Consider the following 17,605-nt stretch of genomic DNA (forward strand, 5'->3'; position numbering starts at 1 on the left):
TTATGCATGCATTTTGCATTGCTAGGAGGTAGTTATGACCCAGTCTCGCCAATCGCAAATTTCCCTTATCGACACCCCTTATTATCACTGTATTTCCCGCTGTGTTCGCCGTGCATTTTTGTGCGGTGAAGATAAATTTACTGGGCAGAGTTTCAGTCACCGTCGGCTGAAAAAGGATGGACATCCATAAACTTTGACTTGTTTAAAAGCGTGCTCTACCTTTTAGTTATGCATCGATTTTGCATTGCTAGGAGGTAGTTATGACCCAGTCGCGCCAATCGCAAATTTCCCTTATCGACACCCCTTATTATCACTGTATTTCCCGTTGCGTTCGCCGCGCGTTTTTGTGTGGTGAAGATAAACTTACCGGGCAGAGTTTCAGTCACCGCCGGCAATGGCTGGCGGAACGTATGCATTTTTTGACGGACGTGTTTAATATCAATATTTGCGCCTATGCGATTATGTCCAATCATTATCATTTAGTTTTACATGCCGATATTGATGAGAATCAAGCTCTTAGCGATGATGAAGTGTGCCTGCGCTGGTGTCAGCTATACCGAGCGCCACTATTGGTCGATAGGTGGATAAAACAGCAATTGAAGACACAGGCAGAAAAAGACGTTGCTTTGCAGATAATTAATAACTGGCGTATGCGATTAGTTGATATCTCTTGGTTTATGCGTTGCTTGAATGAGTTTATAGCGCGTAAAGCCAATAAAGAGGATAAATGTAAAGGTAGATTCTGGGAAGGACGTTTTAAATCACAAGCCCTATTAGATGAAGAAGCTTTGCTCGCGTGTATGGCTTATGTGGATTTAAATCCAGTGCGTGCCAAAATGGCTGATAGCGTGGAAGCGTCAGAATACACATCAGGTTATGAGCGTATTCATGGTGTTGCCAGTAATGGAGGCGTGAATGAAAATAATGTTGATAAAAAGCCGCTTTTCGGTTTTGTCGGTGATGAGCATCAGGCAAGCCCCAAAGGAATACCTTATTCCCTGATTGATTATCTTGAACTGCTAGACTGGACGGGGCGAATTCTCCGCGCAGATAAGCGTGGTGCTATTTATGCACAGCATCCGAGATTACTTAATATTCTTGGGCTGGAAGATGCTGCTTGGCTTGAGCTTGCCAGTGGTTTCGGTAAAAATTATCAGGGGGCAGTAGGCTCATTAGACGAGTTGGCCTTATTTGCTGACCATACTGGCAAATGTTGGATAGCCAAAAAAAATGCACTGCGCCGATGTTTGCATTAACAGCTCTGCTTTAATCAAGTAAGCACTTCAAAATCTACCTCATTAGCTGCAGCTAAGAGGATAACCTTCCTAAAATTTACCAAGTCCATCATCAATACGAACTATTCAGTAATTATGTCGCTATATACCGTTTTTTAATGATTGAGTCTTGGGGCACAGTTTGTGGTTTTGCTCTTTCCTTCTCTTGTTGAGTGATTTGGATGTTTACTAGTTGCTTACACCGTACGCTGTGAGATATTAACATTTTGATATTAAAGGGTTTTGTACTTCCGCCATTCCTGGCTGAGGTTAAGTAAAAACAATTTCTATGCTATTCATGTGTTTAAATCAATAAGTTTAACTATAAATCAGCCCCTATTGACTTTGTGTTACACGTCTCGCAAACAAAAATAAATGGTAGAAAAATAGTCCTACAAACAAAAATTAAAAATCAAAATATCTTTTTTTCAATAAGATAGGCGTGTAAAATCTTTGGATTTTATAATGTTCATTTGTTGTCTGGGGCTAGGCCCCCTTTCTCTGTTTACAATACTTTTCAATTTAAAAATCAAGGATGATGTATGACTGCATTAATTGTTAATGAAGGCTTAGGTTTGTTCAACCCCTCTTATGTTGGCGGGCAAGCAAGCATTGGCCAAGGCGATATAAAAAATTATGTTAATGCAGCGACAGGTAACTTGGTTCTTAATGACCGTGATGAAATATTGGTCGGGCGTGGCGTCGATATTGTTGCTGAGCAAACCTACAACAGTCTAGGTGAGTGGAACGATAGCGACCAAAATGGCTGGCGTTTCGGTTTTGAGCGCACGGTTAAATTAGTCGGCTCACTTAATAGCAGCGGAAGCAGTATTATCCGTACGCTTGGAGATGGTCATGAAGTGACCTATGCCTATATCGGCAGCGGTCAATATGAAAGCCGTAATGGTGAAGGCAATTTTGACCGCATCTGGAAATCGGGCGCGAATTATATCTGGAAAAATCAAAGCTCTGGCGCATCCGATACATACAATAGTGCTGGTTATCTCATTTTTCGGCGGATAAAGACGGCAACACCCGTAGTTACAGTTATAGCGGAATCAAGCTCACTGAAATCAAATTTGGCAATAACGAAAAGATGTTGTTTGATTACCATAGCAGTGGTTATGGTAGTGGTAAATTAGCAAGTTTAAAAACCTATGCCAATGGCGTGACCTCAACTGAGGTTTATTATAATTACGATAGTAGTCATCGTTTGTATCAGGTTAAAAGTGATTTAAGCTCAGATGATAACAGCATTAGTGATGGGCACGTTTACACCTCAACGTATCTTTATGATGGTGCCAGCCTCCGAGTGCGCGAAATTAGCCAAAGTGATGGTAGTAAAGTCAGTTTTACTTACCTGTATCATGATGGCAAATACAAGGTCCACACTGTTACCGATGGCACCGGGCATAAGCAGACTTACAGCTATGGCAGCAGTTACACCAGTGTCAGTGATGATTTGGGTAACAGTTGGCGTTATGATTTTGATAGTGAAAAACGGCTAGTAAAAACGACCAGTCCCAATGCAGACGGGCAAGTGATGGTCACGCAGTTTCAGTATGATGCGAATGACAACATTATTAAATCCATTGATGCAAATGGTAAGACCACCAGTTTCACTTACGATGGAGTGGGTAATAAAACCAGCCAAATCGATCCGCTTGGCCATAAAACCGAGTGGCGCTATGTGGGTAAAAAGCTTGTCAGTGAAACGCATTATATTAATGCGAGCACTCCTGCTACTAACCGTTTCGTCTATGATGGAGTCGGGCATTTACGTTTTACTATTAGCGCCGAAGGGCGGGTCAGCGAGCAACGTTATAACAGTGTTGGTCAGCGTGTAGCTGCAATAACTTATAACGGCGGCCAATATCCGGCAGGTAGCTTAGCGGTGACTACGCAGTTGAGGCTGTAGAATTTCTCCAAAAAGACCGTTTTTACGTTGTTTTTCATTTAATGAAAATTGTATAAAAAATGTACTTGCATGCGCTGATCGGCTGTGATCTAATAGTTATTATTCGCTCAGAGTGAAACGTCATGGCTAATTACAAACCAGACCTATCTTGTCAAAGTAAATTCATCCCGATTGACTTTGCACAGCAAATTCTCCCCGGTACATTTGAGTACGCACTTTCCCATATCGTTGATAAGCACCTTGATTTAAGCACCTTTGATGATTGGTACAATAATGACAATGGCGGTGCAGCTGCTTATCCACCTTCTGTTATGCTAAAAATCATCTTGTTCGGTTACTCTCGTGGCCTTGTTAGTAGTCGCCGTATCGCAGACGCGTGTGAGCGTAATATCACCTTCATGAGTTTATCGGGTGATGTACAGCCACATTACACGTCAATCGCCAACTTTATCTCCAAAATGAAAGATAAAATCGAGCCGCTTTTTACCCAAGTCTTAATGATATGCGATAAAGAAGGGTTGATAGGTCGTCACATGTTTGCGATTGATGGTTGCAAGATAAGCAGCAATGCGAGTAAAGAGTGGAGTGGTACATTTGCAGAGCTTGAACGCAAACAACGCAAGTTGCAACGTGCTAGCCAACGCATTATTGCAAGACATCAGGCACAAGACGGTCTTAATGAAGATGAACGCCAACATGACCTAAAACAGAAACAAAAATTAGATGAAAGTGCCAATAAAATTAGTGCGTTCCTTGCGAGTAATAAAGAGAAAATAGGTAGTCGAAATAAACCAGTAAAAAGCAATATCACCGACCCAGATAGCGCCAAGATGACCACCAGTAAAGGGACGATTCAAGGTTATAACGGTATTGCTATCAATGATGATAAACACCAAATCATAGTGCAAGCGCAGGCATGGGGCTCGGTAGGTGAGCAGCAGACATTGAAGCCCGCGGTTAAGCAGTTGCAAGAACAACTTACGAAGCTAGGTACACCCGATACCTTTAAAGATGCCAAGTTCAGTGCTGACAGTGGTTTCCACAGTGAAGTGAACCTTGAGTTCATGGCCACGACAGGGTTAGATACTTATATAGCAGATACCGCATTTAGAAGCCGCAATCCTTTATTCCAAACCAGTCAAACCTATCAAACAGAACAAGAAAAACGGCGATTAAAACGCAGTAAAGGCAGAGCGCGACTATTTACTAGTCACGATTTTTACTTTGATGAAACGGTCTCAAGTTGCCGCTGCCCAGCAGGTAATGAAATGTGGTTAAGTGTTAAAAATGTTGAAACGGCAGGTCGGCAATACGTTCGTTTCTCAGGTTATTTAAAGGATTGCCGGGCCTGCGTACTACAAAAGCAATGCATGCGCAACGCGCCGACTAAACAAGGCAGACAAGTCCAGTTTGAAATCAATAAAAGCACCAAACCTATATCTTATAGCGATAAAATGCGGGTGAAAATAGACAGTAGCCCCGGACGGCGACAATACAGTAAACGGTTAGGTGCAATAGAGCCGGTATTTGGCAATATTACGGTCAATAAAGGGATGAATAAATTCACGCTGCGCGGGCAAGAGAAAGTGAATGCGCAATGGCAGATGTACTGTTTAGTGCATAATATTGAGAAGTTAAAAAACAGCCTGCATTAACCCAAGGGCGATGCCTTAACATCGAATACCCCCGCCTAATTAAGCCAATTCAGCGATATATCACTCAATTTAATCAGTCAGTTATTAAAAACAGAATATTTAATTGAATATCAATAAATTATGAATTATTGTGTTTTTTATTTAAAATAATCAGGCTGAAAATGAGAAATTCTACAGCCTCGTTATCTGAAGGTCAGCTTAATAGTTGGGTTGCCAGCCAAAATAAAATCCTGACCAGTCGCAGCGATTATGAATATGATGGTCGTGACCAATTAGTAAAGAGCAAAAATTTCAGTGCAGTCAATAGCAGTGGTGTCGGCATCATCAACAGCGCAATGGAAGAGAGTCGTTTTGCTTATGATGAGCATGGTAAGCTGCGTCAATCTATTACCGTCAAAGGCAACGCAACTTATATAACCAGTTATGCTTATGATGGCATGGGGCGTTTGCTTGCAACCACCAATCCTAAAACACAGGCCGTTTTTAGCAGTTATGCAGGCAATAAAATCACCACCACCTCTGCCGAAGGTAAGGTTAGTATACAAACCTTTGATGCTGCAGGTAAGTTAAGCAGCAGCACTGTGACAGGCGCTGGTAGCACTGCTACCAGTAAGTATGTATATGACAGCGCGGGGCGATTAAGTATGACTGAAAATGCGCTAGGGCAACGCAGTTATACATTTTATGATGCCGCGGGTCGGGTGAGTGGCAGTGTCGACGGCACAGGTGCGGTCACCGAAAACATATACAGTAAAACAGGGCAGTTAACGAAAACGCTTGCTTATGCGAATTTGGTCAATACATCGGGTTGGTTTAATGGCAGCGTGGTGGTTAAAGCCTCACTCGCACAAATTCGCCCTGCGCTGCATGGTAACGACAGAACAACACAATTTAATTATGATGATAGCGGTCGTTTGACCAGCTCTGTTGATGCATTGGGCATAGCTGCAATGACCAATTATGACGATGCATCACGGGTTACCGCACAAACTCAAGCCGGGGTAATTACGTGTTTCTTCTATGATAAAGATGGTTTGAAAACGGGTGTATTAGACGGTGAAAACAACCTAACTAAATTCACCTATAACGCCCAAGGGCAGTTGGTTGAGACCATTCGTTACTATAACAAAGGTGATACCAGCGGCACAGCAACGGCTAATACAAAAGACCAGCATAGCTACAACTACTATGATGGTGCTGGGCACTTGGTGGCAACGGTTGACCCAGAGGGTTATTTAACGGAATTTGTATTTGATAATAACAATAATAAAAAACGAGAAATCAATTATAAAACCCCAGCAACGGGTATCAATAGCGGTACCACGCTAACAACTTTACGCACCAAAGGGGCTGTTGTTGTCTCTTACTCTGAACATTATTACAACAACCTTGGTCAGTTAGAAAAAACCATTAACGGCGAGGGCGTCAGTACAACTTATAGTTACAATAAAGATGGTCACCTCACTCAAGAAGTCAGTGGCTTAGTCGGCAGTGACACTAGCCACAGCCATACCATTAACTATGCGGTCAATCAATTAGGGCAAGTCACTCAAGTTTCGGGTGATACCAGCACAGCGAACTATACCTATGACTTGCTGGGCAGAAAATATTCCGATTCATTAAATCATATTACCTCTCAAAGCTATGATGCAGTGGGACGTGCAACAACCAGCGCCAATACGTTATATCAAACCATGAGCAATAATTACGATGCTTTTGGTAATGTCACCAGTGTTGTTGACGGCGCTCGTGTGGTGAATTTTTTAGCCGATAAAAATGGGCAAACACGTTATACACTCGATGCACTGGGTTATATTACAGAATTTAAATATGATGCAGCGGGGCATAAAACAGATGCAATCACCTATGCGCGCCAATTCCCCGTAGACAGTTTTACTTCAATTAGCAGTGTGAGTAGTTGGTTGGGCGCGGTACGGGCAGAAGACCGCCATACCCAATACGTATATAATAAAATTGGCCAGCTAACCAGCACCACGGATGCTGAAGGTAAAATAGAAATCTATGCTTACGATGCGTTAGGTAATAAAACCAGTTTCACAGACAAACGCGGTAATGTTTGGCAATACAGTTACGATAAAAATAGGCGCTTGCTGGAAGAAATAAGTCCTCAGGTAGGCGCTTATGTTGACTCTTTGGGATCACCCAGTAGTAATGGTAGCTACAAAACAGGCTCTGTGGTCACTAAATTTGCTTATAACCATCAGGGCGCGGTGACGGCGCGCACAGAGCTATTTAGAGATACCGCTAACGCCGAGCATGACGTCTTAACGACCTACTTTAGCTACGATATTATGGGGCGTCAGGTAAAAACTACCTTGCCAGGTTATTATCATGCTTCTACCGGGCTGGTAAACGGCAGCTCAGCAGGCGGCACTCAAACCACCAGTCAAACTATTTATAATGCCAGAGGGCAAGCGGTTGTCGGTATCGATGAGGCCGGTAATTCTAGCCATAAAGTTTATAATAAACAGGGGCAGTTGCGCTTCGAACTCGATAGCGAACGTTATGTAACTGAATATCAGTATGATGCCAAGGGCAATCAGATAAAAACGACCCGTTATAACAATCGCTTTAATATCAGTGGGTATGAAAACACAGAGCTGAGCGAAGCCGTTGTTATCAGCCGCTTAAGTAAAAATAGTAGTTTAGATCGCAGTATTACTAAAACTTATGATGAACTTGGGCGGGTCAGCAGCGTTAAACAAGATGCCATTAGCATATTTGACCCAATTCATTGGCGGTGGGATAGCCTAAGCCCTGAAACTCAATATGAATACAATCGGTTTGGCGAGGTGATAAAAGAGCATGTTAAAATCAATAGCCTTGATTGGGCTGATACCTACCACTTTTATAATAGTAATGGCCAAAAAACAGCAACGGTGGATGCAGGGCTGTATTTAACCACCTTTGCTTATAACAGCTTTGGCCTGCTTGAGACGCAAACTGAATATGCAGGAACAGTGAGCAGTATATCAACCTCAAGCTACGGCTCCCCCGCAGCAGGCAGTGCCACTATTGGTTATAATCGTATCACTACTTTTAGCTATGATGAGCTGGGCCGCAAAATATCAGAAAACCATTCCGGTCGTGTAACTCGCTTTGAATATGATGCCAAAGGTAATATTACCGCAACTGTGAATGCGGCAGGAGGTCGTGAAGAGAGTGAGTTTGATGGGTTAGATAGAGTGACGCGCGCATCTGGCGTCAGCCATCAAGTATTTAATGGCGGCGATCTATTTAACGGAGCTGCTAAGTATGATCGACAAGTCACCGACTTTAGTTATGACAGTCATGGTAATTTGAAAAAACAAAGCAATGTCTCGCTGAGTGGCCGAGAGGGTAACGTGGTTACGGATAATTATTATGATTATCGTAGTCGTAAAATTGGCATACGCAATGCGAATGGCAGTTTAGTCGAGATGGCATATAACCAAAAAGGGCAGGTGACTAAAGAGTCACGTCAAATATATAGTGGCTATAACTACTGGTCAAGTCTCTCTTTAACCAGCACTAAAACCTACACTTATGACAAAGTGGGGCAATTAGTATTATCAACCCACAATGGTCAAAGTGGTTATAGTGATGACAAGTACGAACGCGCTGCTTACAATGCCTTTGGTGAGGTGACAGAAAAAGGCAGTTATAACAGCAGTGCAAATACCGGCTGGCAGTTCACCTACAGTTATGATAAAGCAGGTAATCTAACTCGTGCTAAAGGTGCGGACAGTGTTTACACCTCCAACTATTACGATCTGCATGGTAGCCTTACTTATTCTAACAAAGGCGGACGTCAAACCTTTAATTACATGGATAAACTTGGGCATATTACTCGCCAGCAGCAGCCCAGGATAAACGGCGCCGTTCCCAATATCTACCAAACAAGCGATCGCTGGGGTAATGTTATTACCAGTAAAGATGCGCGTGGTTACTCGACTTATATGCGTTTTGACAAGTTTGATAAAATGACCCGTCAACAGTTGCCATCCACCACGGTGATGCGCAGTAATGGCTCGACTTACAGCCTTGCGCCAATCACCACTTATCAATACGACAGCTTAGGTAATTTAACAAACATAAGCGATGCTGGCGGTCACACGCAACAATGGTCTTACGACAGTGCAGGGTTAATGCAATGGTCTAAAGATCAAATAAATCGTTATACCTATTACCGTTATGATGCTTTTGGACAGCAAATAGGTAAAAAAGATGCCCTTGGGCGTGTTACTAAAACGACGTTTGATAATTTAGGACAAGTAACGCGACAGGGGTATATTAACAGCGCGGGCAGTTACAGCTGGGGCAGTAAATCCTATCAATATAATGCGTTGGGACAACGCATAGCCGATATCACCCTAAGTGGTACCAGTACAGCCGAAGCGGCAGGTTATGCGCTTTATAGCCAATATGATGCGCGAGGCAATGTTATCCGCACTCGCGACTTGGCTGGACGGGAAACCAGCAGTCATTATGATCATCAAGACAGAAAAATCTATAGTTATCGCGCTCACACGGGGGCGGTTGCTCAAATCTGGAGTTACGATGCTTACCACCTGAAAACCCACTCAGATATGGCGGGCGTGGTAACCAGCTACAGTTACAATGGCCTTGGGCAACTGAGCAATGAGAGTAAAGGTGGTATCAATAACAGTTACAGCTACTGGGAAAATGGCTGGTTAAGAAAAATCACCACCACAGGTATAGACAGTGGCTTTACCCAGTTAGCCACTGATATGGCCAGCTGGCAGTTTGCTAAGCTGGGCTCAACGCATCGCATAAGCAGTGCTTTTAGTGTCTCCAATCTGAGTCGTACTGAAAGCACTGAATATTATTATGATCTTAACGGTAATCGTAGCCAAGAGATAAGCAGCAGCGAACGCAGTTTCTCTATGAGTGCCGCAAAGGAGGTATATGTTACCTCGCAATATGGCTCCTCTTCTTGGCAATCTGATGGCGTTTTTCAGTCTGGGCTGAGTTACCATTATGCGCGAACGGTTAATAATAGTTACGATGCTCAGGGGCGTTTAACTCAGGTTACCTCTCCTCAAAGTATCTTTACACCCAAAGCATTGCTTGTGGCAGCGTCGGTAGCTTATGGCAGCTCTGTTCCGGAGCAATCTGTCAATGAAACATCTGGTTTAAAATCATTGGCTTATCATTATGATGAGCTGGGTAATCGTCGCCATATTAAGTCTGAAGTGTATAAGCTGGGCTCCAGCGGCATCGTTGAAACGAAAGATTTGTATTACACCTATGATTCGGCTAATCGCATGTTAATCAGCCAGGGGCGATTATATAATGGCACAATAGATATCGCTCAAGAAGGCGCGCATCAGATTTTGTATGATAATGCCTACTGGCGCATTCAAGATAGTTGGAAGGATGGTGACAAGTACCGCCATGAAACCTACAGTTATCAATATGATTCAGCGCGTGTGTTGGTGACTAAAGCAGTAGAAAATAGCAGTGAAACGAGTTTCAGCGGTTTGGCTGATCTCAGCAGCCGAGCTTATGATAGCCTTGGCAATTTAACCAGTGAAACACGTTATAACGACTATAACGATAAAAATAAGGGGGCGCGTGGGAGTTACCTTTCTAGCATGACCAATAGTTATGTTGGCTCTGAGCTTAGAAGTCAAACTAATTATGCGCGCAAAGATAATTTCACCACAACCAGCAGCACGTATGGTGGCACCTCCGTCACTTATAGTGGTTACTCTCAAGTCAAACAGGCGGCATTAAACTACACCTATGACAGTGCTGGGTTACAAAAAGGTAATACATTAACCGCTTATAAAGACACTGGCGCCACGTTGTACACAGATACTTATAGCATGGTGTACCAGTTAGGCAACAGTGCCCAGTTACTGGAAAACAATGTGAGCACGGCGCGAGATGGTTGGCGCTCGAGTAGTATTAAACAATATTATGATGCGCGTGGCAACTGCTTTATGTGCGCGGCAGTAATAAAGGTGCAAAAGGTCACGACCGTTATATTGTTAATAACCGGGAAGGGCAAATATTATCCCGCCGAGACGGGGCTAAAATCCAAGATTATTATTACGCCAATGGCAATATGCTGGGAGAGACGGGCGACCTATCAGATACCAATTTTGATGCGAATTATAACAGTGTTGCCGATATGCAATCATCTGCGAGTACCTACACGGTACAAGGTGGAGACAGTTTAAAAAGTATCGCTCAACGTCTATGGGGCGATGCGAGTCTTTGGTATATGCTGGCAGACGCCAACGGCATAAGTGATGACGGTGCGTTAGCGGCAGGGCGCACATTAACCGTGCCGACAGTAAACAGCAATGTGCATAACAACGCCAGCACCTTTAAACCCTATAATGCCGCTGCGATTATAGGCGATACCACGCCCGAGGCGATAGCGCCGCCGTCCCCTTCTGGATGTGGTATGGTTGGTATGATCATAATGATTGTGGTGGCTATTGTGGTCACTATTTATACTGCGGGAGCGGCAACTGGCCTTGTAGCGACTGCGCTTAATAGTGCAGGTGTTGCCACCGGTGCGTCAACGGTTGGTGGTGCTGTGGCTGGCGCTATTGGTGGTGCTGTTGGTGGCGCTGCCGGCTCAATTGCCAGTCAGGCGGTGGGCAATATAACCGGTAATGTCGATGGTTTTGACTGGAAGCAGGTTGCACAAGGGGCTGCATTAGGGGCTGTCGCAGGAGGCATTAATGGTGGTCTCAATGGTGTTGATGCAAATGGAATTATGCAGCCAAAGACTAATCCTGATATAGGAACTATAGCCTTGAAGAGTGTGGGACGTACTGCGGGTAACTATCTGGTCAATAAGGCGATGAATAATGAGTCATTTAGCTGGCGTTCAATGGCAGCTGGAGTTGCGGGAGGGATGGCTAGTGAGAGTGGCTTGACCAATGTGAGTAATAGCAATATTTTCGTTAACAGTATCGCAGGCAGTACGGCCAGCATGTTAATTCGTCAGGGCTTTGGTGTGCAGGGGGAGTTTAACGCAGAGATGTTTGTGGCCGATGCGTTTGCCAATGCCTTGGGGAGTACCATGGCGGCGGGGATGAAATCTCGGGTGCAGGGGGGGGGAGTAAGAATACCGCTGAGAAGAGCGCTGCAATAATCCAGAAAGAAGTTGGCCAATTAAAGGGTGAATATTTAGAGGTTTATAATCAGGCGATAGCAGCAAATGATTATGGGAAATCAGTCAGTCAAGCACAGGCGCTTGAATTAACATATATGGTAGATGTGAGGAAAAAGGTGGATATTATAACTACCCAACTTGATGAATTTTCTGATGTAACCAGTTCTGAATACGCTGCACTGCTTGCCGAACGTAATCTAGGAGTTGCCGCGCTGGTGGCAACTGATGTGTATTTTGATAAATCAATTAATCTATTACTACCTGCAAGTATTAAAGCATTAACCACTGATAGCCAACTTAACCTATTTGGCATAAAATCTAACCAGTTAAATACGAGTTCAGGTTACTATGCACGCGTCTATTCGGACGACTTTGCAAAGTCGCCTATTCTCGTTAATCGTGGCACTGAAATGGGATCTATCAGGGATTGGGCAACAAATGTCGGACAAGCAATGGGTTTTGAGGTTGATCAATATCAGGAAGCAATAGCGGTAGCGAAAACAATTTCTGGCACAACTGAAGGGGAAAATGTTAGATTTGTTGGTCATTCTTTAGGCGGTGGCTTGGCTTCAGCACAATCCATGGTAACTGGTCATTCTGCAATTACCTTTAATTCAGCAGGACTCAACCTGAAAACAGTTCAAGATTATGGGGTTAAATCGTTTGATAATGCATCAACACAGATTGAGTCATATGCATTAAATGGGGAAGTATTAACTTGGGTACAAGAATCAAGCTGGTTATCAGGTGTTGCACCAGATGCTATCGGGCACCGAAATCCTTTGTCGGTGCAGAATTTTAGTCATCAATCATCGCCATCAATGATCGATAAGCATGGCATGACTTATTTTGCTCAGGCCATGGGCTTTTAACTAAAAGTAATTATAGTGAGAGAAAATATGTTAAAGGAGTTAGTTAAGTTAAGTATGGCAAGGGGGTTTTTACTTTTGTCGTTGCTACTTATTTCAGGGTGTAAAGATATGGAAATTAAAGGTAAGACATACCAGCAAAGTTATACTGATCAACAAGTTGTGGCTTTGATAAAAGCGGCTTGCAGTGGCAATATAAAGAAGCTAGAGCAGTTAGTTAGCGCCGGTGCTGATGTTAATGCTATGGGTGAGCATGGATCAACACCTTTAATATGGGTAATGTTGGCTAAAAATTATCAGGGCGTTGAAGCTCTTCTTAAATTGGGTGCTAATCCGAATCAACGCTTTGACCAAGGTTATACCCCGATGTGGTTTGCTGCCGGCGGTGATGATATTAAGCTATTGAAATTGCTATTACAGTACGGAGGGGATGTTGATATATGGGCGGAAGGTAAAAGTCCGCTAGTCTTAGCCGCTCTGCAAGATCGCACTGCTCATTATGAATTACTCATAGAATATGGCGCTGATATCAATAGTGCTGATATAGTTGGGAATACATTGGCAACTTGGTATGAAGCGTTGGCTTATTATGAGAAACTGTTGGGGCTACTAGAAAGTGGTTATCATTATGATCTTGATTATCTTGCACGTCGAGTCGCCAATAGTCAGGTGTCTGAAACAGCGCCACAATGGCAATGGCGTAAAAAAGTGATCGGCAAGTTAAAACAGATGGGAGTAAGCTATCCGCCAGTCCTCTATACAGGACCTGAGCTTACTTATATGCGCTTAAAACCCAGTGAAAGAGTGCGTCTTGAACAGGCTGAAAGAGACGGTAAGTTACCGTCAACATCTAGAGGTCAAAAGAGGCTTGATGATGATCGTGAACTGGAAAAACAAGCCAACTATCAGGCTAAGCTTGAATATGATAAATTATTTGGGCAGCTTGAAAAAGGCTATTGTGAGAACACTGTTGAATTTGCTCTTTGGGTAGAAGATAACCCTGTGCCAATAAATACCCCGCAATGGCAATGGAGAAATAAAGTCATAGAAAAATTAAAAATAATGCGAGTGTATTACCCTCCTCGTAGAGCTAAAAAAATGCGTTTAACTGAAAAATATAGGGCAACATTAGAGCGCTTAGAAGCCGGAGGGAAACTGATGCCAGGATCAAATGCAGCTCAATTTTTAGCTAGAGATAGAGCATTACAAAGTACCGTAAAGTAGAAAAATAATGGGGCAGATCTTGCCTTTTAATAATAAAAGGCTGGACATCCATAAACTTTGACTTGTTTAAAAGCGTGCTTTACCTTTTAGTTATGCATCGATTTTGCATTGATAGGAGGTAGTTATGACTTAGTCTCGCCAATCGCAAATTTCTCTTATCGACACCCCTTATTATCACTGTATTTCCCGTGTGTTCGCCGCGCGTTTTTGTGCGGTGAAGATAAATTTACCGGGCAGAGTTTCAGTCACCGTCGGCAATGGCTGGCGGAGCGTATGCATTTTTTGGCGGACGTGTTTAATATCAACATCTGCGCTTATGCCATTATGTCCAATCATTATCATTTGGTTTTGTATGCCGATATCGATGAGAATCAAGCTCTTAGCGATGATGAAGTGTGCCTGCGCTGGTGTCAACTATACCGAGCGCCACTATTGGTCGATAAGAGAAAAGGCTAACATCAGACAAAGAATCGTTAACAACTCATACCGCTTTTATTTAGTGCATAAATCTGGCATCGTTCTTCATAGGTCAGTTGTTTATATGTTTTCATTGTTGCATCTCTTGCCGGAGCAAAAACGCTTAGCATATATTCAGCAGACCACTTTGTCTACCAATTCAAGTTATGCACTTATTATTTGAACCTAAGTAATAAAAGAAAGCCTTTAATAGCACAGAATGATACGTTGTAATAAGTAAATTTTAGAATCAGTTTGTATTAATTCACGATCAATAAACTGTAATAGACGCATTGGCCATTCTATTGCAGTCTTATCGGATTTAGTGTGTTGTTTGATAAGCAGAAAGAAACAATTGATTTGTAGAGTTATCGTCCTCTTCTTCTTGGACATTTTCCTCAGCTAAATTAACGTTTTTTTCCTTTGGTTGTTGGAAGGGAAACATATTGATCTTTCCGATTGAGTTTAATACATTTTTCATGTCATTATTAAGTGCTGTATTGTCTTTATTTAACTCAATGCCTTCCGCTAACAGTGATTTAGCTTTTTCTTCTTGATTATTGACGAGGTGAATTAAGGCTTGGGAAAAAATATAAATATAATCATTTTCTCCTTCTTGTTGAATCGTTTTCCATGACTCTTGTGCGTTGTCGTATTCTTCTGTTGCCATATATAACAGCCCTAATTGAAAATTAGCCGCAGTTAAAGTAGTACCTAATTCGATGGTCTTTTCCATATACTTTATAGCTTCTGAAAAAAGCCCGACTTGGGCGTATTCAGCGCCAAGAAGGAACAATCCTTGTTCGTGATTCTGGTACGTTTTCAATTAGCTGCTTTAGGTAACCAATCGCTGTATCGTGACGCTCATTTTTATTGGCATCCAGCGCAAAATGAAATAATTCATCATTAGATAAATTTTGCATTAGCAATTCTCCATAAATAATATTTAAAATATACAGCACGATCTCATTGTTTTTATAAAAATTCAAGTTTTGCTTTCTATTTTCAGCAATTCTCGGCAATTTGGAACTTGCTAAAGGGGCGAAGTTATTTCTCAGCATTTTTACTTTCGTTAGTATTTTCTGGTACTTCGCATTGTGCGATAATCTGTTGATGAAAAATTCCAAGTATTTATTATTTTGGTTAAAAAATTTAGGAGTTTATTTGCCAACTTACACACTTTAAGCAAAGTCATCGTTTATGCATTCTTATTTAACATCATAATTCCCATCATGTGAATTAAAAAACTAAGGGCATTTGATGAGTATTTTCTTATTACTTTTCCGCTAGAGGATTTTTTTACTGGGGAAGTGCTCAATGTATTAAACTTTTCTAGTTTTTCAGCATGGCTTTCTCTATGGATTGCTTTAATTGACGCTTCATCTGGATGAATAAGCTCTAAGCGTACATGTCCTCTGCCTGGTGAACCTGTAGATTTCGCTCTCGCCCCCTTTCTCGTTCGAATATTTTTATAAGCGAGCTCCCACTCGTTAACTAATGAGCCTTCTTCGATAGTGTAAGTGATCACGCGCCAATTACTTTTGGGGATGATATTTTCAAATGCTTTTAAAAAGTATTCCAAGTCTTCTGGCCAATTGAAATTGATGCCTGATTGATTCATGCATTGGTTTTGTAATGCATGCTTTATCATATTGGTAATGTGCTCTTTATTTTCAGGAAATTCCGTGCGCATTTGGGTTGTTATCTTATCGAGAAAAGCGAGTTCTTTACTGCTTGGCGGCTTACCTTGAAGTAATGATGAAGGTCTTGAATGGCGAGGAGCAGGGTTACTTCTTTTGGTAATGAATGTTTGAATATAACTAGCGTTGTCTATCCAGTGATTAATCGTTTTAATGTTGATATTAAATTCAATTGCCGGTAACTCTGCAGCATAACCCTGTTCTATTTTCTTTAGAATATCGTAACAAAGCATGATACTTATTCGCTTTTTTTGAGCTTCTTTATGCTGTTTATCTTTAAATTCTGTTGCACCAAGCAACTGAGGCTCTAATCTATTTATCTTTAATTTTTTATTCAACTCCTCATGGCAGTGCGCTATTTGCACTGAATTTGAGTGTGTGGCTTGTAATTCGGAGAAATGACGGCGATTTGTTAAGCCAAAAGCTCGATTCTCTTGTGGGGTGATGCTATGCGTTGTTTTAGATAGTTTGTAGGCGACAATCCAATCAGAAAAATGAAAGTAATTACTAAAGCAGGTAACTGGTGTCGCGTGGCCATCAAAACGTGCAATGCCATAGTACTTGTTACGTAATGATTGGCCACAAATGAGTTGTGTGATTGCTTCGCTTTGTTCTTTTGAATAAGGTACTGCATTAGGCAGTAGGGCGTAGGCATCATCGATTTCGACCATTAGCTGTATCCGGCTAATGCAGCTATGTCTTAGGTGATGAAACACAAAAATATCTAGCTGTGAGAGATGGCGTAAGATGCCTGAAATTGTGCTTGAAACATAGAGCTCAGAAAAGGGCGTGTAAATGTCACTGCCTAATGTAAATGCAAGGTTGTTATCTGCCATTGATAATATTCGCTTGCGACTGATATACTCTCGAATGAGTTCATTTTCATTTTTGGTGAGTAATGGATACAGTGGTACTTTTCTTAAAGAGGCGGGTTTCTTATTGTTGCCAATTTTATTAGTGCGGATTTGCATCCAGCCAATCTCTGATTTTTCAATTTGATTGAGTGTTAATTTTCTTATTTCACCAATGCGCAGGTTGCAACGGAAGCTGATAATGGCAATACATTTTAATATGTCTTTATTGTCATCACTTAAATCGGTTAAGTTATTTATTTCCTCTAAGGTTGCACTGAAGAGCGCTTCATCTACAAAGCCTGCACGAGTGTGATTAGGTTGTTCTGCATTACTATTGATAGGTTCAAGTAAAGCTGGAAAGCCAAATTGTGATACGCAAAATGAATGTAAGTCGCTAATACGCTTTATTAGGCTTTGTTTAATTTTTTCAGTCGGTGCTTTTTCAATCAACTCTCTATATATTTCAGCTATCTGACTGTGCGACATATCTCGAATA

Annotated in this window: 13 protein-coding genes; 9 read left to right on the top strand and 4 right to left on the bottom strand. The window is 42.0% G+C overall.

Translation table 11 applies throughout. The features are described from left to right. Positions 1–34: 34 nt before the first annotated feature. The 9 genes from AB1A03_RS02665 to AB1A03_RS02705 all read left to right on the top strand — a co-directional run bounded on the left by AB1A03_RS02665 (position 35) and on the right by AB1A03_RS02705 (position 14,099). Complete coding sequence (locus tag AB1A03_RS02665; RefSeq protein WP_502945903.1) at positions 35–190, top strand: hypothetical protein; 156 nt, start codon at positions 35–37, stop codon at positions 188–190. Positions 191–260: 70 nt separating this feature from the next. Next, positions 261–1,256: a transposase gene (locus AB1A03_RS02670; RefSeq protein ID WP_354623031.1), complete on the top strand. Its 996-nt coding sequence runs from the start codon at positions 261–263 to the stop codon at positions 1,254–1,256. A gap of 560 nt (positions 1,257–1,816) precedes the next feature. Continuing rightward, positions 1,817–2,416, top strand: a complete 600-nt coding sequence (locus AB1A03_RS02675) for a DUF6531 domain-containing protein (protein WP_354623032.1) — start codon at positions 1,817–1,819, stop codon at positions 2,414–2,416. Beyond that, positions 2,371–3,192 carry a hypothetical protein gene (locus AB1A03_RS02680; protein WP_354623033.1) on the top strand — a complete coding sequence of 274 codons (822 nt, stop codon included), beginning with the start codon at positions 2,371–2,373 and terminating at the stop codon, positions 3,190–3,192. The genes AB1A03_RS02675 and AB1A03_RS02680 overlap by 46 nt, the downstream gene beginning before the upstream one ends. A gap of 122 nt (positions 3,193–3,314) precedes the next feature. Continuing rightward, positions 3,315–4,847, top strand: coding sequence for a transposase (locus AB1A03_RS02685; RefSeq protein WP_354623034.1), 1,533 nt, complete (start codon positions 3,315–3,317; stop codon positions 4,845–4,847). Positions 4,848–5,008: 161 nt separating this feature from the next. Continuing rightward, on the top strand, positions 5,009–11,056 hold the full coding sequence (locus tag AB1A03_RS02690; RefSeq protein WP_354623035.1) for a hypothetical protein: 6,048 nt from the start codon (positions 5,009–5,011) through the stop codon (positions 11,054–11,056). Then, on the top strand, positions 11,008–11,985 hold the full coding sequence (locus tag AB1A03_RS02695; protein ID WP_354623036.1) for a LysM peptidoglycan-binding domain-containing protein: 978 nt from the start codon (positions 11,008–11,010) through the stop codon (positions 11,983–11,985). Before AB1A03_RS02690 ends, AB1A03_RS02695 begins: the two co-directional genes overlap by 49 nt. Before the next feature lie 137 nt (positions 11,986–12,122). Next, positions 12,123–12,878 (top strand): Tle-like phospholipase domain-containing protein, encoded by a 756-nt coding sequence (locus AB1A03_RS02700; protein ID WP_354623037.1) that lies wholly within the window; start codon positions 12,123–12,125, stop codon positions 12,876–12,878. A 27-nt stretch (positions 12,879–12,905) separates the two neighbouring features. Further along, entirely contained in the window at positions 12,906–14,099 is a 1,194-nt protein-coding gene (locus AB1A03_RS02705) for an ankyrin repeat domain-containing protein (RefSeq protein WP_354623038.1), read from the top strand. Between the two features lie 174 nt (positions 14,100–14,273). Here the strand turns inward: AB1A03_RS02705 and AB1A03_RS17285 are convergent, their stop codons facing one another. The 4 genes from AB1A03_RS17285 to AB1A03_RS02725 form a co-directional block, all read right to left on the bottom strand. Beyond that, positions 14,274–14,513, bottom strand: a complete 240-nt coding sequence (locus tag AB1A03_RS17285) for a hypothetical protein (protein ID WP_502945906.1) — start codon at positions 14,511–14,513, stop codon at positions 14,274–14,276. Between the two features lie 364 nt (positions 14,514–14,877). Further along, positions 14,878–15,291 carry a tetratricopeptide repeat protein gene (locus AB1A03_RS02715; RefSeq protein ID WP_354623039.1) on the bottom strand — a complete coding sequence of 138 codons (414 nt, stop codon included), beginning with the start codon at positions 15,289–15,291 and terminating at the stop codon, positions 14,878–14,880. Positions 15,292–15,331: 40 nt separating this feature from the next. Next, positions 15,332–15,478, bottom strand: coding sequence for a hypothetical protein (locus AB1A03_RS02720; protein ID WP_354623040.1), 147 nt, complete (start codon positions 15,476–15,478; stop codon positions 15,332–15,334). A 275-nt stretch (positions 15,479–15,753) separates the two neighbouring features. Continuing rightward, positions 15,754–17,595 (bottom strand): site-specific integrase, encoded by a 1,842-nt coding sequence (locus AB1A03_RS02725; protein ID WP_354623465.1) that lies wholly within the window; start codon positions 17,593–17,595, stop codon positions 15,754–15,756. Between the last annotated feature and the right edge of the window lie 10 nt (positions 17,596–17,605).

The sequence above is a fragment of the Psychromonas sp. MME2 genome (assembly GCF_040566515.1).
Lineage (GTDB): Bacteria > Pseudomonadota > Gammaproteobacteria > Enterobacterales > Psychromonadaceae > Psychromonas.

Excerpts from the sequence above, each read along its gene's own strand:
- AB1A03_RS02725 (WP_354623465.1), bottom strand. The coding sequence starts at position 17,595 with ATGTCGCACAGTCAGATAGCTGAAATATATAGAGAGTTGATTGAAAAA.
- AB1A03_RS02665 (WP_502945903.1), top strand. The coding sequence starts at position 35 with ATGACCCAGTCTCGCCAATCGCAAATTTCCCTTATCGACACCCCTTAT.
- AB1A03_RS02670 (WP_354623031.1), top strand. The coding sequence starts at position 261 with ATGACCCAGTCGCGCCAATCGCAAATTTCCCTTATCGACACCCCTTAT.
- AB1A03_RS02680 (WP_354623033.1), top strand. The coding sequence starts at position 2,371 with ATGTTGTTTGATTACCATAGCAGTGGTTATGGTAGTGGTAAATTAGCA.
- AB1A03_RS02715 (WP_354623039.1), bottom strand. The coding sequence starts at position 15,291 with ATGGAAAAGACCATCGAATTAGGTACTACTTTAACTGCGGCTAATTTT.
- AB1A03_RS02705 (WP_354623038.1), top strand. The coding sequence starts at position 12,906 with ATGTTAAAGGAGTTAGTTAAGTTAAGTATGGCAAGGGGGTTTTTACTT.
- AB1A03_RS02720 (WP_354623040.1), bottom strand. The coding sequence starts at position 15,478 with ATGCAAAATTTATCTAATGATGAATTATTTCATTTTGCGCTGGATGCC.
- AB1A03_RS02690 (WP_354623035.1), top strand. The coding sequence starts at position 5,009 with ATGAGAAATTCTACAGCCTCGTTATCTGAAGGTCAGCTTAATAGTTGG.
- AB1A03_RS02685 (WP_354623034.1), top strand. The coding sequence starts at position 3,315 with ATGGCTAATTACAAACCAGACCTATCTTGTCAAAGTAAATTCATCCCG.
- AB1A03_RS02695 (WP_354623036.1), top strand. The coding sequence starts at position 11,008 with ATGCAATCATCTGCGAGTACCTACACGGTACAAGGTGGAGACAGTTTA.
- AB1A03_RS02675 (WP_354623032.1), top strand. The coding sequence starts at position 1,817 with ATGACTGCATTAATTGTTAATGAAGGCTTAGGTTTGTTCAACCCCTCT.